This is a genomic window from Streptomyces sp. NPDC002676 (assembly GCF_053592455.1).
The window spans coordinates 117481-131809 of record NZ_JBSFVT010000013.1 but is presented as its reverse complement, the minus strand read 5'-3'; the positions used below and the strand labels follow the sequence as shown (position 1 = coordinate 131809).

The following is a 14329-nucleotide window of genomic DNA, read 5'->3' as shown; positions in this document are numbered from 1 at the left end:
TTGCAGGACCGCCGGGAGGGGGCTAGTTGCACAGGGTGACGGAGTTTGTCACTTAGCGTTGCGAATAGGTAACCGTGCCATAACGGCGACCCAGGGCCCGTGCCCGACACGCCGGGCAACTCGGCAAGGTTGTGGCAGGCTGCACCCGGGCAGGCCACACTCGACTAGCGGAAGCAGCGACGCACGTGACGTCGGCAGGCACCACCCGGGAGGTCCCCATGCCCGAACTGCGTGTCGTGGCCGTCTCGAATGACGGCACACGGCTGGTGCTCAAGGCTGCCGACGCAACGGAGTACACGCTTCCGATCGACGAACGGCTCCGCGCCGCCGTGCGCGGCGACCGGCCCCGCCTCGGCCAGATCGAGATCGAGGTGGAGAGCCATCTCCGCCCGCGTGACATCCAGGCGCGTATACGCGCCGGTGCCACCGCCGAAGAGGTCGCGCAGCTCGCCGGCATCCCCGTCGAGCGGGTCCGGCGCTTCGAGGGTCCGGTGCTGGCCGAGCGGGCCTTCATGGCCGAGCGGGCCCGCAAGACCCCGGTCCGCCGCCCCGGCGAGAACTCCGGCCCGCTGCTCGGCGAGGCCGTCCAGGAGCGACTGCTGCTGCGCGGTGCCGAGAAGGACACCGTCCAGTGGGACTCCTGGCGCCGCGACGACGGCACCTGGGAGGTCATGCTCGTCTACCGGGTCGCGGGCGAACCGCACTCGGCGAGCTGGACGTACGACCCGCCCAGGCGGCTCGTCCAGGCCGTGGACGACGAGGCGCGCTCGCTGATCGGCGAGTCCGACGACCTCGCCGTACCGGAGCCGAGCTTTCCGTTCGTGCCGCGCATCGCCCGGCTGCCGCGCGACCGCCCGCTGGATCGCACCCTCGACCGGGGCGACCGGGAGCGGCCGAGCCTCCCCGCGCAGGCGTCCGAGCCCGCCGAGGAGACCACGGGCGAGCGCGACTCGCTGACCAGCCTCCTGGAGGCGGTACCGAGCTTCCGGGGCGACCTGGTCGTGCCGGAACGCCCGGCGGAACCTGTCGAGGAACCGTCCGACGAGCCTGCGACGGAGGAGCCCCCGGCGCCCGCCGCCTCGGCCGGCTCCGCCTACGCGGACGTCCTCATGCCGCGCTCGGTGGGCAGCCACCGCGACCGGCTGATCGGCGCCACCGACCGCCAGGCCGAGGCCGACGGCGTCCGCCCCGGCCGCCGGGCCGCCGTCCCGAGCTGGGACGAGATCGTGTTCGGGACGCGACGCAAGAAGCAGGAGTAGTACGGCCGTACGGTCCGCGAAGGCCGTACGGTCCGCGAAGAGGGGGCACGCGCGCGTGCCCCCTCGTTCCGCTGCTCGCTACTGCGGGTCCGGGCCCACCGCCACCGGGCGGGACGGGTCCGCGGACCACTCCGACCAGGAGCCCACGTAGAGGGCAGCCGGAATGCCCGCCACCGCGAGGGCCAGCACCTCGTGCGCGCCCGAGACGCCCGAACCGCAGTAGACGCCCACCTCGGGCGCCTCCAGCACCCCAAGGGCCTTGAAACGGTCCCGCAGTTCGGCCGCGGGCAGGAAACGGCCGTCGGGGCCCACGTTCTCCGTCGTCGGCGCCGACACCGCCCCCGGGATGTGCCCGCCGACCCGGTCGATCGGCTCGACCTCGCCGCGGTACCTCTCCCCCGCGCGCGCGTCGAGCAGCACACCCGAGCGCGCCAGCGCGGCGGCCCCGTCGGCATCGAGGAAGCCCGCGGCGTCCGGCTTCGGCACGAAGTCGCCCGCCGCCGGCTCGGGCACCTCCGTCGTCAACTCGCCGTCCCAGGACGGCAACCCGCCGTCGAGGACCCGCACGTCCGGGTGACCCGTCCAGCGCAGCATCCACCAGGCGCGCGCCGCGGCCCAGCCCTGCCCGCCGTCGTACACGACGACCGGCCGGGTGGCCGACACGCCCGCGCGGCGCATGTCCGCGCCGAACTCCGTGAGATCCGGAAGCGGGTGCCGGCCGTGTGCGCCGGGGGCCGAGGCGAGCTCCCGGTCCAGATCGACGAAGACCGCGCCGGGGATGTGCCCGGCCTCGTACGCGGCCCGTCCGTCGAAGGCCGGGGCCCCCGCCGCCTTCGCCACGCTCAGCTGCCAGCGGACGTCGAGCAGGACGGGCGGGTGCGTCCCGTTCAGGTCAAGTGCCAGTTCGGTTGCGGTGATGATGGCTGTCATGGCGTCCATGCATACGCCAGGGGTGGCCGCGGCGTCCAGGTCCGGCTACTCTGCTCGGCCACACAGACTCGATCACGAGGCGTATGGGATCGAGCACATGCTGTACAGCTGATGGACACACGTCGTCAATCGTCACGAAACGGCAATAAGACGACAGATCGGGCAACCTCCCGGAGAAGCCGCCACGCGGCGGCACACCCCTTCCGGGGAGCGGAAGCGACACGGCCACCACGAGAGGCCGGGGAGAGAGTGATCGATGACCGAGGCACGGGAGTCGGCCGGCCCGCATGCGCCGTGCGCGCCCGGCACGCCCTGCTGGGCGAGCCTGATGGTGCACGGACTGAGCGCGACCGAGGAGTTCTACGGGGAGCTGTTCGGCTGGGAGTTCCGGCCGGGTCCGCACCAGCTCGGCCCGTACGTGCGGGCGCTGCTCGACGGGCAGGAGGTGGCGGGCATCGGCCAGCTGCCCCCGGACCGCAGGCTGCCGGTCGCCTGGACGCCCTACCTCGCCTCGGACGACGTGGACCGGACGGCCGATGCCGTACGGCTGTGCGGCGGCACGGTGGCCGTCGGCCCGCTGGACGCGCCCGAGGCCGGGCGCATCGCCGGACGCATGGCCATCGCCGCTGACCCGTCCGGGGCGGTGTTCGGGATCTGGCAGGGGGCCGCGCACCTCGGCACGGAGGTCACCGGAGTGCCCGGCACGCCCGCGTGGAACGAGCTGCTCACCTTCGAGACGGTGAGCGTCGCCAAGTTCTACGAGAGCGTGTTCGGCTACGAGGAGGAGCCGTGGGTTTCGGCCGACTTCGACTACGTGACCCTGCACATCGGCGGACGCCCGGTGGCCGGTCTGCACGGCGTGGGCCACGCCCTCCCCCGCGACCGGGGGCCGCACTGGCTCACGTACTTCGAGGTCGCCGACACCGATGAAACGCTGCACCAGGTCACAGGCCTGGGCGGCCAGGTCCTGCGGCCGGCCCGCGACAGCGCCCACGGCCGGGTCGCGACGGTCGCGGACCCGGAGGGGGCCGTGTTCTCGGTGGTCCAGAGCCCGCGATGAGTACTCGGGCAGGAGAGGTGAGTGCTCAGGAAGGAGAGACGGGCAGGACGTCCGGGGACAGGGCCGCCGCGCGCGCAGAGGCGCTCGTCATACGACGCCGGTGGTGGCGCCGGCACAGCACCTCGTAGCCGACCTCGCCCGCGGACTGGTTGACGTCTCCGACGACCACCTGGGCGCCTTCGACCACCATCTGCCCGCCGACCGTGCGGGCGTTGTGCGTGGCCCGGGCGCCGCACCAGCACAGCGCCTCGACCTGGAGCACCTCGATACGGTCGGCGAGCTCCACGAGCCGCTGCGAGCCCGGGAAGAGCTTGGAGCGGAAGTCCGTGGTGATCCCGAAGGCGTAGACGTCCACACCCAGGTCGTCGACCACGCGCGCGAGCTGGTCGATCTGCTCGGGCACGAGGAACTGCGCCTCGTCCGCGATCACATAGTCCGCCCGGCCGCCCTGCGAGAGGTGGTCCACCAGGTAGGCGTACAGGTCCTGGCCGTCCTGGACCTCCACCGCGTCGGTGACCAGGCCGAGCCGGGAGGACAACTTGCCCTCGCCCGCGCGGTCGTCCCGGGTGAAGATCATGCCGACCAGACCTCTCGTCGAGCGGTTGTGCTCGATCTGCAGAGCCAGCGTCGACTTCCCGCAGTCCATCGTTCCGGAGAAGAACACCAGCTCGGGCATGAGGAGTTGAGCACCTTTCGGTGAGGAGATGGGAAGGGCGGGCGGTCGGGGAGGTTCGGGAGCCGTCAGGAGCGGGCTTCGAGCAGCGGGACCAGCTGCTCGGCCGGGGTCATCGAGCCGTGGTTGCCCACCAGCGCGGACTCCTTCGGCTCCTTCTCGGTGGCGATGATCAGGACGTCGTCGTGTGCCGCCGCGACCACGTCTCCGATCCTCGCGTACACGCGCTCGTCCACCTGCGGCCCGAACCAGCCCGCCTCGATCGCCTCGTCCCGCGAGGCCACCCAGAACTGCTCGCCGAGCACCTCGCGCCAGACGGTCAGTACGTCGTTCTCGGCGCCCGGCACCGCGTACACATGGCGCGCCCGGCCCTCGCCGCCCAGCAGGGCGACCCCGGCGCGCAGCTCCCAGTCCTCGTCGAAGTCGATGCGGTGCTGCTCGTCGAACGGGATGTCGACCATGCCGTGGTCTGCGGTGACGTAGAGCGCGCTGCGCGGCGGCAGCTGCTCGGCGAGGCGCTGGGCCAGCCGGTCGACGTACATGAGCTGGCCGCGCCAGGTGTCGGAGGCGACGCCGTAGCGGTGTCCGGAGCCGTCCAGCTCGGCGTAGTACGTGTACACCAAGGAGCGGTCCCCGGCGGCGAGTTGCTCGGCCGCGAGGTCCATGCGCTCCTCGCCGGTGAGCCGCCCGTGGAAGGTGCCGCCGCTGAGCGCGATCTTGGTGAGCGGGGTGTGCTGGAAGGCGGGCGAGGACACCTGGGCGGTGTGCACCCCGGCCTCGTGGGCCAGCTGGAAGACCGTGGGGTACGGCTGCCAGGGGCGCGGGTCGGTGTACGGCTGCCAGCGGAGCTGGTTCATCAGCTGACCGGTGGCCGGGTTGCGGGCGGTGTAGCCGGGCAGACCGTGGGCGCCCGGCGGCAGGCCGGTGCCGACGGAGGCGAGGGAGGTCGCGGTGGTCGCCGGGTAGCCGGCCGTGAGCGGGCGCCCGGTGCCGCCGCGGGAGGTGCCGAGCAGTGAGGCCAGGAAGGGAGCCTCGTCCGGGTGGGCCACGAGCTGTTCCCAGCCGAGCCCGTCGACCAGGAACACGCAGACCCGGTCGGCCGGGGTCAGCTCCGGGATCGCGGCGGTCATGCCGGGCACGCCCATCCCGGCGGCCAGGGTGGGCAGCAGGTCGGCGAGGGAGCCGGTGCCGTACGCGGGCAGCGGCGCGGTGTCCAGGGCGAGCGGTTCCGGGTGGTCCCAGGCGGAGAGCTGGGACATCAGCGCGCGAGGTCCGCGGTTGCCTCGGAAAGGGCCTGTGCGAAGGCGAGCGCCTGGCGCACCGTCTCCGGGCCGTCCCCGGCCTCGCTGACGCGCAGGCTGAGGTCGTCCGCCGTGGAGTTGCCCGTGTAGCCGTGGTCGGCGTCGCAGTTGGGGTCGCCGCAGGCGGCGGGCTCCAGGTCGATGCGGCTGACCGCGCCCCAGCCGATGGTGAGCACGACCTCGCGGGGCAGCGTGCCCGGCGTGTACTGCTCCGGGTTGGAGACCACGCGGCTGACCACGACGGAGGAGATCCGGCCGAGCTTCACGGACTCGGTGGAGGTCGTGGCGTACGGTGCCGGGGAGGTGCTGTCGGCAGCCTGCTCGTCGGTGTGGCTGACGATGAAGCGGTTCTCGGTGAGGACCAGCACGGTCACGTGCCGACGCACCTCGTTCTGGTCGAACGTGGTCTCCTGGTGGACCAGGTACGACCGGATCGGCTCGCCGCCCACGGCGGCCTCCACCGCCTCGGACACGAGGGCCGGGTAGTAGCCGCTGCGCTCGATCGCCGTGCGCAGCCCCTGGGTCGTCGTACTGGTCTTGGCCATGGCGTCCATCCTAATCCGTGGGCAAGGGGGGTCCGGGCCAGTCGCGGGTACCCGCTGCGACCCGCACGCCCGCGCGCGGGCCTCGGCAGCTCCGCGCCGTGGTGGTGGGTGAGGCCGTGTCCGGCGGCCGGCCGCAGCTGTCCCGGGTCCCAGACGATCGCTTCCCGGTCCCATCAGCTGCCTCCGGGCAGTTCCCGTCCGGCGATCTCCATGCCCTGCCCCCCTTCGCCGCTCAGTACGCCGGCAGGGTGCGGGGGCCGAGGTCGTCGCGGGCCGGCGGGGGTGCGAGGCGGACGGTGGCGCCGAGGACGCTCACGCCGTGTGCGGCCACGACCACCGGCTCCAGGGTGACCGCGACGACCTCCGGGTGGTCGTCGACCAGCCGGGACACGCGCAGCAGCAGCTCTTCCAGGGCGGGGGTGTCGACGGGCGTGGAGCCGCGCCAGCCGAAGAGCAGCGGTGCCGTCCGGATCGACCGCACCAGCGAGGCCGCTTCCCGGTCGATGACCGGGATCAGCCGGTGCGCCATGTCCCCGAGCAGCTGTGAGGCGGCGCCGGCCAGCCCGAAGGACAGCACGGCCCCGGCTGCCGGGTCGATCACCGCCCGTACGACCGTGTCGACACCCCGGGGTGCCATTCCCTGCACCACCGGGCGCAGGTCCTCCGGGCCGCCGAACAGTTCCGTCAGCTCCGCGTATGCACGGCGCAGTTGCTCCTCGTCGGCCAGGTCGAGCCGTACGCCGCCCAGGTCGGCGCGGTGTCTGAGGTGCGGGGCGGTGGCCTTGAGGGCCACCGGGTAGCCGAGGGAGCGGGCGGCCCCGGCGGCGGCGTCGGCGGTCGGGGCGGGGAGCGCGCGGCGGACGTGGATGCCGTACTTGGCGAGCAGCTCGCAGGTCTCCGCGGCCGGGATGGTGAGCCCCTCCCCGCGCGCGAGCAACTCACCGATCAGCTCGGCGGCCCCCTTCTCGTCGATGTCGTCGTACTCCGGCACCTTCCCGGGATCGGCCGCCTCCCGCCGCCACTGCCCGTACTTGACGGCTTCGGCGAGAGCCCGGACGGCGCGTTCGGCGGCGGGGTAGGCGGGGATGAGACGGCTGTCCTCGGGAGCCGAGCCTTCCACCGCGGTGGGCAGTCGTTCCGCAGGGGGGAACGGGTGGGCGCCGCCTGCGGCGCCGGGTGCCTTCTCGACGGCCCGAGGTGCGGTACTCGTCGCAGCCGACAACGCCTCGGCCAGCCCCCCGAGCTCCACATGCACCACCAGCACCGGCTTACCAGGAACGGCCGCCGCAGCCGAGCGCAACGCCTCGGCCAACTCCGCATCCCCCGCCGACCCCTCCCCAATGGCAGGGATCGCGGTGACCACAACGGCATCGCACGTGTCGTCCGCCAGCGCAGCGGCCAGCGCCCGATGGAAGTCCTCCGCCCGCGCCCCCGTCGTCAGGTCCAGCGGCAGTGACGGCCGCAACCCCTCCGCGAGGCACCGGTCGTACGTCAGCACGCCCAGCGACTCCGAGTTCCCGAGGATCGTCACGCGCGGCCCCGCGGGCAGGGGCTGGCGGGCGAGCAGCAGGCCCGCGTCGACCAGCTCGGTGATCGTGTCCACCCGGATCACACCGGCCTGCCGGAGCAGCGCGGAGACGGTGGCATGGGGCAGCCGGGTGGCCCGGACCGCGTGCCCCTGGGGGGCCGAGCCGACCCCCTGCACCACGACCAACGGCTTCGCCGCCGCGGTCCGCCGGGCGAGGCGGGTGAACTTGCGCGGGTTGCCGATGGACTCCAGGTACATGAGGACGACGTCGGTCTCGGGGTCGTCGTACCAGTACTGGAGGACGTCGTTGCCGGAGACGTCCGCGCGGTTGCCGGCGGACACGAACGTGGACACGCCGGTGACCCCCGTGACGCCTCCCCCGCGCCGGTGCAGACCCGACAGCAGGGCGATGCCGATGGCGCCGGACTGCGCGAACAGGCCGATGCGCCCCGGGCGGGGCATCTCGGGGGCGAGCGAGGCGTTCAGCAGGACGTCCGGGGCGGTGTTGATGACCCCGAAGGCGTTCGGGCCGATGATCCGCATGCCGTACGCGCGCGCCTGCTGCACGAGCGCACGCTGCCGCTCACGTCCCTCGGGCCCGCTCTCCGCGTAGCCGGCGGAGAGGACGACGAGTCCCTGGACGCCGTGTTCGCCGCACTCGGCGACCACGGCGGGGACGTACTCGGCCGGGACGGCGACGACCGCGAGGTCGACGTGCCCCTCGATCTCCCGCACCGACCGGTGCGCGGGCACCCCGTCGACGCCCTCGACGTCCTCGGGGAAGGCCTTGTTCACGGCGTACAGCCGGCCCGTGTAGCCGGCGTCCCGGAGGTTGGCCAGGACGCTGCGGCCGACCCCGCCGGGCGCGCGGCCGACGCCGACGACGGCCACGGAGCCGGGTGCCAGCAGCCGTCGTACCGAACGGGCCTCGGCGCGCTGCTCACGCGCGCGTTGCACGGCGAGGGAGCGGTCGGTGGGTTCCAGGTCGAACTCCAGGCGTACGACGCCGTCCTCGAAGCTGCGCTTCTGGGTGTACCCGGCGTCCGTGAACACCTTGATCATCTTGGTGTTGGCGGGCAGCACCTCGGCGGCGAAGCGGCGGATCCCGCGCTCGCGCGCCACGGCGGCGATGTGCTCCAGGAGAGCGGAGGCGACCCCGCGGCCCTGGTGGGCGTCCTGCACGAGGAAGGCGACCTCGGCCTCGTCGGCCGGTGCGGAGGCGGGCATTCCGTCGGGGCCGATGCGGTCGTAGCGCACAGTGGCGATGAACTCGCCGCCGACGGTGGCCGCGAGCCCCACCCGGTCCACGAAGTCGTGGTGCGTGAAGCGGTGGACGTCCTTGGCGGAGAGCCGGGGGTACGGCGCGAAGAAGCGGTAGTACTTCGACTCGTCCGAGACCCCCTCGTAGAAGCTGACCAGGCGGTCGGCGTCATCGACGGTGATGGGCCGCACGCGTGCGGTGCCGCCGTCGCGCAGCACCACGTCGGCCTCCCAGTGGGCGGGGTACTCGTGCCGGTCGTGCCGGTCCGCCGGGGTCTGCATGGGCCCCAGCGTACGGCTCGCCCCCGGCAACGGCGCGAGGCAGTCTGTGGGGGGACGGAAGCCGGATCGAGGCCGCGGTCCGGCGACACGGCCGGAGGGTGACGAAGGTCCCCTCCGGACTTGCTTCACGATGTGGGAAACTGGTCTAGACAACCCTGAGAACCTGAAGGGCAGCATCACATGGCTGAGCGCCGCGTCAACGTCGGCTGGGCCGAGGGCCTCCACGCCCGCCCCGCCTCCATCTTCGTCCGAGCCGCCACGGCCGCAGGCGTCCCGGTGACGATCGCCAAGGCCGACGGCAACCCCGTCAACGCGGCCTCCATGCTGGCGGTCCTCAGCCTGGGCGCCCAGGGCGGCGAGGAGATCGTCCTCGCTTCCGGCGCCGAGGGCGCGGACGCCGCCCTGGACCGTCTGGCCAAGCTGGTCGCCGAGGGCCTTGAGGAACTGCCCGAGACCGTCTGAGTCGCGCCAGGAAGCCGCGTCCCCGGAATCGGGGGCGCGGCTTCCGCGTTTTCGCGCCGGACTGATTCGCACGCGAATTTACGCACCTGCCTGAATTCACGGCACGCCGAAATAGGGCAGCGGAAATGCGCGTCCCTCCGAATATCCCCTCTTTGTATACGGCGCCCGTGTTAATGCCGCGGGCTCGCTGTGTTTACGGCATGTTGCGAGTCCCTCACACGCTCCGCGCGCTCCCCGCCGGAGGCGAACCGCAGCCGGTGCGCGCCCGCCGCGCGCTCGATGTGCAGGGCGGTGACCGCCCGCGCGCGCTCGCCGTCGCCGCGCGTCACCGCGTCCACGATGACGCCGTACTCGGCCCAGGACTCCACCGGGCTGACCGGGGCCTTCACCGCGTACATCCAGGCGATCTTGTGCCGCAGCTGGGTGAGCATCGAGGTCAGCGAGTGGCTGCCGGAGGCCTGGGCGAGCGTCTCGTGGAACCAGCCGTCCAGCGAGCGCAGTTCCTCGCTGCCGCCCTGCCTGGCCCGCTCCTGGCCGAGCCGCACCAGGCCGCGCAGCACCTTCAGATGGGCCTCCGTGCGCCGCTGGGCGGCCCGTGAGGCGCCGAGCGGCTCCAGGAGCATGCGCATCTCCAGCAGGTCGGCGGCCTCCCGCTCGGTCGGCTCGGCGACGCACGCGCCCGCGTGCCGACGGGTCACCACGAAGCCCTCGGCCTCCAGGGTGCGCAGGGCCTCGCGGACGGGGACGCGCGAGACGCCGTAGCGGCGGGCCAGGACTTCCTCGGTGAGGCGGCTGCCGCGCTCGTGGACACCGGCCACGATGTCGTCCCGGATCGCCGTGCACACCGAGTGTGCCGGAATACGCATGACCGACCTCCGCCTTAATCCCCGTGAAACGTCGACAACGGACGCGTGTTCCGTGACTCTATTGCAATGTGCGGGAATTTCCGACGGCGGCCCAGAATCCATGGATATTTTTTGGTCAGCGGGCACCGCGGACGCCGCGAAAAACGACGAAGCCCCGGCTCGGTGAACCGGGGCTTCGTCGCGAGTGCCGCTTCGGGGTGCGTGTCAGACGCTCAGGCCGTGCTGGCGGAGGTAGGCGACGGGGTCGACGTCGGAGCCGTACTCCGGGGTCGTGCGGGCCTCGAAGTGGAGGTGCGGGCCGGTGACGTTGCCGGTCGCTCCGGACAGGCCGATCTGCTGGCCCGGGACGACCTGCTGGCCCACGGTGACGCCGATGGACGACAGATGGCCGTACTGGGTGTACATGCCGTCGGCCATCCGGATCACTATCTGGTTGCCGTACGCGCCGCCCCAGCCCGTGGAGACGACGGTACCGAGGCCGACCGCGTGCACCGGGGTGCCGCTGGCCGCGTGGAAGTCGATGCCGGTGTGGGAGCCGGAGGACCACAGGGAGCTGCTGGCGCGGTAGCCCGTGGAGACGTACGAGTCGGCGATCGGCGCGACGAAGGCGTTCAGGCGCTTGCGCTCAGCCGCGCGGGCGGCGCGCGCCTTGGCCTCGCGCTCCTCCTTCGCCCGCTCGGCGGCGGCCTTGGCCGCGGCCTGCTCGGCCGCCTTCCGCTCGGCGGCCTGCTGCTGCGCGGTGGCCTGTGCGTCGATCTGCTCGGCGATCTCGTCGCTCACGGTGATGACCGGGGTGAGGCCGGTCTGCTCGACGGAGTTCTCGGCGGCGAGCGACGGGGTGGCCGCGAGGGTGCCGATGACGCCGGTGGTCAGGGCCGCGACGCCGGCCGCCTGAGCGGTGGTGCGCTTGACCCGGCCGGGCTTGCGGTGCTTCCCGGTGGCGCACATGAACGCCATGAAGTGGCTGGTCCTTTCCTTCCCTCTCGCCTACCGGGTTAGCTGACGGGTTCGGAGCAGGAAGGTCTCCTACGGACCCCCTCGCGCACGCGCGGGAGTCCGATTCACCCCAGGGGACGTGTGGGTCCCCGGCTCCCCTGGCTCGCGCCGTACGGGGACTCGGCGATGACTGTCCGGTGCCGCGGGTGCGGCGCACTGCCTGACGAACAGCCCGCACGACGCTACGGGGGGTGGCTTTCCCCGCCCAAACGGATCCGGAGTTTTGTAGCGCATCCCACAGGCCAGACAGGCAACCTCCGCCCCAATTCGGACATCTGGGGAGCGGCTGGGGAACAGCCGGTGCACAGGCGTGGGGCCCTGACGACCCGTAAGTCGCCGGGCCCCACTCGCGCGTGCGTGCGCTCGGGCTCTACTCGGCCGCCACGACCGTGACTTCGCCGATGCCGAGCGCCTCGACCGGCTCCTTGATCTGGGCCGCGTCACCGACAAGGACGGTCACCAGACGGTCCACCGGGAAGGCGTTCACGACCGCCGCCGTGGCCTCCACGGTGCCGGTGGCGGCGAGCTGCCGGTAGAGCGCGGCCTGGAAGTCGTCGGGCAGGTGCTGCTCGACCTGGTCGGCCAGGGTGCCCGCGACGGCCGCCGCGGTCTCGTACTTCAGCGGCGCGACCCCGACGAGGTTCTGCACGGCGACGTCCCGCTCGGCGTCGGTCAGGCCCTCCGCCGCGAGCGTACGCAGCACCGTCCACAGGTCCTCGAGCGCGGGGCCGGTGTTCGGGGTGTCCACGGAGCCGCTGATGGCGAGCATCGAGGCGCCCGTGCCGTCCGGGGCGGAGCGCAGCACCTGCCCGAAGGAGCGCACGCCGTAGGTGTAGCCCTTCTCCTCGCGCAGGACACGGTCCAGGCGGGAGGTGAGGGTGCCGCCGAGGCAGTAGGTGCCGAGCACCTGGGCGGGCCACACGCGGTCGTGCCGGTCGGGGCCGATCCGGCCGATGAGCAGCTGCGTCTGCACGGCACCGGGCCGGTCCACGATGACCACGCGCCCGGTGTCGTCGGCGCTGACCGGCGGCACGGGCCGCGGGCTGCCCGGGGTGCCCGTCCAGGCGCCCAGGGTGTCGCCGAGCAGCTCGTCCAGGTCCGTGCCGGTGAGGTCGCCGACCACGACCACGGTGGCCGTGGCGGGGCGCACATGGCGGTCGTAGTAGGCGCGGACGGCCGCCGCGTCGATCTTCTCGACCGTCTCCTCGGTGCCCTGGCGCGGGCGGGACATGCGCGAGGTGGCCGGGAACAGCTCCTTGGAGAGTTCCTTGGCGGCCCGGCGGGCGGGGCTGGCCAGCTCGTGCGGGATCTCGTCCAGGCGGTTGCGGACCAGCCGCTCGACCTCGCTCTCGGCGAAGGCGGGCGCGCGCATGGCGTCGGCGAGCAGGCCGAGGCCCTTGGCCAGGCGGGAGGCCGGGACCTCCAGGCTGAGCCGGACGCCGGGGTGGTCGGCGTGCGCGTCCAGCGTGGCGCCGGCCCGCTCCAGCTCGGCGGCGAACTCCTCGGCGGAGTGCTTGTCGGTGCCCTCGGAGAAGGCCCGCGCCATGATCGTGGCGACGCCGTCCAGGCCGGTCGGCTCGGCGTCCAGCGGCGCGTCCAGCAGCACCTCGACGGCGACGACCTGCTGGCCGGGGCGGTGGCAGCGCAGCACGGTCAGGCCGTTGTCCAGCGTGCCGCGCTCGGGGGCCGGGAACGCCCAGGGCTTGGCCTCGCCGGCCTGCGGCTGGGGGTGGAAGTCCATCGTGGCGAGCTCGGTCACTTGGCCGTCTCCTCGTCGTTCTCGTTGCCGGCCTCTACGGTCGCTTCCTGCTCCGGGTCCTCGCCGCGCCCGGCCTCCTCGGTGTGCTGGGCCGACTCGGCGGACAGCGGCTCGTAGACGAGGACCGCGCGGTTTTCGGGGCGCAGGCGGGCCTGGGCGACCTCCTTGACCTCCTCCGGGGTCACCGCCAGGACGCGCTGGACGGCGGTGAGGGCGAGCTGCGGGTCGCCGAACAGGACGGCGTACCGGCACAGTTCGTCGGCGCGGCCGGCGACCGTGCCGAGCCGGTCCAGCCACTCGCGCTCCAACTGGGCCTGGGCGCGCTCCATTTCCTCGGGCGTGGGGCCCTCCTCGGCGAACCGGGCCAGTTCCTCGTCGATGGCGGTCTCGATGACCGGCACCTCGACGTCACCGGAGGTCTTCACGTCCAGCCAGCCCAGCGAGGGGGCGCCGGCCAGGCGCAGCAGGCCGAAGCCGGCCGCAACGGCCGTACGGTCGCGGCGCACCAGCCGGTTGTACAGGCGGGAGGACTCGCCGCCGCCGAGGACGGTCAGGGCCACGTCGGCCGCGTCGCACGCGCGCGTGCCGTCGTGCGGGAGCCGGTAGGCGGCCATCAGGGCGCGCGCCGGGACCTCCTCCACGACGACCTCGCGCAGCTGCTCGCCGATGACGTCCGGCAGGGAGCCGTCGCGCGGCGCGGGCTTGCCGTCGTGCGCGGGGATGGACCCGAAGTACTTCTCGATCCAGGCGAGGGTCTGCACGGGGTCGATGTCGCCGACCACGGAGAGCACCGCGTTGTTGGGGGCGTAGTAGGTGCGGAAGAACTGGCGGGCGTCCTCCAGGGTGGCCGCGTCCAGGTCCGCCATCGAGCCGATCGGCGTGTGGTGGTAGGGGTGGCCCTCCGGGTAGGCGAGGGCGGTCAGCTTCTCGAAGGCGGTGCCGTAGGGCACGTTGTCGTAGCGCTGGCGCCGCTCGTTCTTGACGACGTCCCGCTGGTTCTCCATCGACTCGTCGTCCAGGGCAGCGAGCAGCGAGCCCATGCGGTCGGCCTCCAGCCACAGCGCGAGCTCCAGCTGGTGGGCGGGCATGGTCTCGAAGTAGTTGGTGCGCTCGAAGCTGGTGGTGCCGTTGAGCGAGCCGCCGGCGCCCTGGACCAGCTCGAAGTGGCCATTGCCCTTCACCTGACCGGAGCCCTGGAACATCAGGTGCTCGAAAAGGTGAGCCAGACCGGTGCGTCCCTTGACTTCGTGGCGCGAGCCGACGTCGTACCAGAGGCAGACCGCCGCCACCGGGGTCAGGTGGTCCTCGGAGAGCACCACGCGCAGACCGTTGGCCAGGCGGTGCTCGGTCGCTGTCAGGCCCCCGGAGCCTGCCTCGGCTGTGGTCGTGTGACCCATGGGCATGTACG

12 protein-coding genes and 1 riboswitch are annotated in these 14329 nt (G+C 72.9%); of the genes, 3 read left to right on the top strand and 9 right to left on the bottom strand.

The window, feature by feature from the left end:
* Positions 1 to 218: 218 nt before the first annotated feature.
* Positions 219 to 1259, top strand: coding sequence for a septation protein SepH (gene sepH, locus ACWD3E_RS29755; RefSeq protein WP_451390663.1), 1041 nt, complete (start codon positions 219 to 221; stop codon positions 1257 to 1259).
* 78 nt (positions 1260 to 1337) lie between these two features.
* Here the strand turns inward: sepH and ACWD3E_RS29750 are convergent, their stop codons facing one another.
* Positions 1338 to 2189 (bottom strand): sulfurtransferase, encoded by an 852-nt coding sequence (locus ACWD3E_RS29750; protein ID WP_451390662.1) that lies wholly within the window; start codon positions 2187 to 2189, stop codon positions 1338 to 1340.
* A gap of 256 nt (positions 2190 to 2445) precedes the next feature.
* On the opposite strand from ACWD3E_RS29750, the gene ACWD3E_RS29745 reads away from it, so the two are divergent.
* The gene (locus tag ACWD3E_RS29745; RefSeq protein WP_451390661.1) at positions 2446 to 3249 is read left to right on the top strand and encodes a VOC family protein; all 804 of its coding nucleotides are present in this window, start codon (positions 2446 to 2448) and stop codon (positions 3247 to 3249) included.
* Positions 3250 to 3274: 25 nt separating this feature from the next.
* Here the strand turns inward: ACWD3E_RS29745 and ACWD3E_RS29740 are convergent, their stop codons facing one another.
* From ACWD3E_RS29740 to ACWD3E_RS29725, 4 genes are all read right to left on the bottom strand, one after another.
* A complete protein-coding gene (locus ACWD3E_RS29740; RefSeq protein ID WP_451390660.1) occupies positions 3275 to 3925 on the bottom strand; it encodes a thymidine kinase in 651 nt (216 codons plus the stop codon).
* Between the two features lie 65 nt (positions 3926 to 3990).
* On the bottom strand, positions 3991 to 5181 hold the full coding sequence (locus ACWD3E_RS29735; RefSeq protein WP_451390659.1) for an alkaline phosphatase family protein: 1191 nt from the start codon (positions 5179 to 5181) through the stop codon (positions 3991 to 3993).
* The gene (locus tag ACWD3E_RS29730; protein ID WP_451390658.1) at positions 5181 to 5777 is read right to left on the bottom strand and encodes a DUF5998 family protein; all 597 of its coding nucleotides are present in this window, start codon (positions 5775 to 5777) and stop codon (positions 5181 to 5183) included. The genes ACWD3E_RS29735 and ACWD3E_RS29730 overlap by 1 nt, the downstream gene beginning before the upstream one ends.
* Positions 5778 to 6000: 223 nt before the next feature.
* Positions 6001 to 8838: a bifunctional acetate--CoA ligase family protein/GNAT family N-acetyltransferase gene (locus tag ACWD3E_RS29725; RefSeq protein WP_451390657.1), complete on the bottom strand. Its 2838-nt coding sequence runs from the start codon at positions 8836 to 8838 to the stop codon at positions 6001 to 6003.
* A 180-nt stretch (positions 8839 to 9018) separates the two neighbouring features.
* Here ACWD3E_RS29725 and ACWD3E_RS29720 point away from each other — a divergent pair, with 180 nt between their 5' ends.
* On the top strand, positions 9019 to 9300 hold the full coding sequence (locus ACWD3E_RS29720; protein ID WP_451349206.1) for an HPr family phosphocarrier protein: 282 nt from the start codon (positions 9019 to 9021) through the stop codon (positions 9298 to 9300).
* 170 nt (positions 9301 to 9470) lie between these two features.
* Here ACWD3E_RS29720 and ACWD3E_RS29715 read toward each other — a convergent pair whose 3' ends face one another.
* The 4 genes from ACWD3E_RS29715 to ACWD3E_RS29700 all read right to left on the bottom strand — a co-directional run bounded on the left by ACWD3E_RS29715 (position 9471) and on the right by ACWD3E_RS29700 (position 14324).
* Complete coding sequence (locus ACWD3E_RS29715) at positions 9471 to 10166, bottom strand: GntR family transcriptional regulator (RefSeq protein WP_451390656.1); 696 nt, start codon at positions 10164 to 10166, stop codon at positions 9471 to 9473.
* Positions 10167 to 10370: 204 nt separating this feature from the next.
* Positions 10371 to 11123, bottom strand: coding sequence for a M23 family metallopeptidase (locus ACWD3E_RS29710; RefSeq protein ID WP_451390655.1), 753 nt, complete (start codon positions 11121 to 11123; stop codon positions 10371 to 10373).
* Between the two features lie 12 nt (positions 11124 to 11135).
* Positions 11136 to 11298, bottom strand: a riboswitch (cyclic di-AMP (ydaO/yuaA leader).
* Positions 11299 to 11532: 234 nt separating this feature from the next.
* Entirely contained in the window at positions 11533 to 12921 is a 1389-nt protein-coding gene (locus tag ACWD3E_RS29705) for a M16 family metallopeptidase (RefSeq protein WP_451390654.1), read from the bottom strand.
* Complete coding sequence (locus tag ACWD3E_RS29700; protein ID WP_451390653.1) at positions 12918 to 14324, bottom strand: M16 family metallopeptidase; 1407 nt, start codon at positions 14322 to 14324, stop codon at positions 12918 to 12920. Before ACWD3E_RS29700 ends, ACWD3E_RS29705 begins: the two co-directional genes overlap by 4 nt.
* Between the last annotated feature and the right edge of the window lie 5 nt (positions 14325 to 14329).

Coding starts and splice junctions, on each gene's coding strand:
- sepH (WP_451390663.1), top strand. CDS start 219: ATGCCCGAACTGCGTGTCGTGGCCGTCTCGAATGACGGCACACGGCTG.
- ACWD3E_RS29750 (WP_451390662.1), bottom strand. CDS start 2,189: ATGACAGCCATCATCACCGCAACCGAACTGGCACTTGACCTGAACGGG.
- ACWD3E_RS29745 (WP_451390661.1), top strand. CDS start 2,446: ATGACCGAGGCACGGGAGTCGGCCGGCCCGCATGCGCCGTGCGCGCCC.
- ACWD3E_RS29740 (WP_451390660.1), bottom strand. CDS start 3,925: ATGCCCGAGCTGGTGTTCTTCTCCGGAACGATGGACTGCGGGAAGTCG.
- ACWD3E_RS29735 (WP_451390659.1), bottom strand. CDS start 5,181: ATGTCCCAGCTCTCCGCCTGGGACCACCCGGAACCGCTCGCCCTGGAC.
- ACWD3E_RS29730 (WP_451390658.1), bottom strand. CDS start 5,777: ATGGACGCCATGGCCAAGACCAGTACGACGACCCAGGGGCTGCGCACG.
- ACWD3E_RS29725 (WP_451390657.1), bottom strand. CDS start 8,838: ATGCAGACCCCGGCGGACCGGCACGACCGGCACGAGTACCCCGCCCAC.
- ACWD3E_RS29720 (WP_451349206.1), top strand. CDS start 9,019: ATGGCTGAGCGCCGCGTCAACGTCGGCTGGGCCGAGGGCCTCCACGCC.
- ACWD3E_RS29715 (WP_451390656.1), bottom strand. CDS start 10,166: ATGCGTATTCCGGCACACTCGGTGTGCACGGCGATCCGGGACGACATC.
- ACWD3E_RS29710 (WP_451390655.1), bottom strand. CDS start 11,123: ATGGCGTTCATGTGCGCCACCGGGAAGCACCGCAAGCCCGGCCGGGTC.
- ACWD3E_RS29700 (WP_451390653.1), bottom strand. CDS start 14,324: ATGCCCATGGGTCACACGACCACAGCCGAGGCAGGCTCCGGGGGCCTG.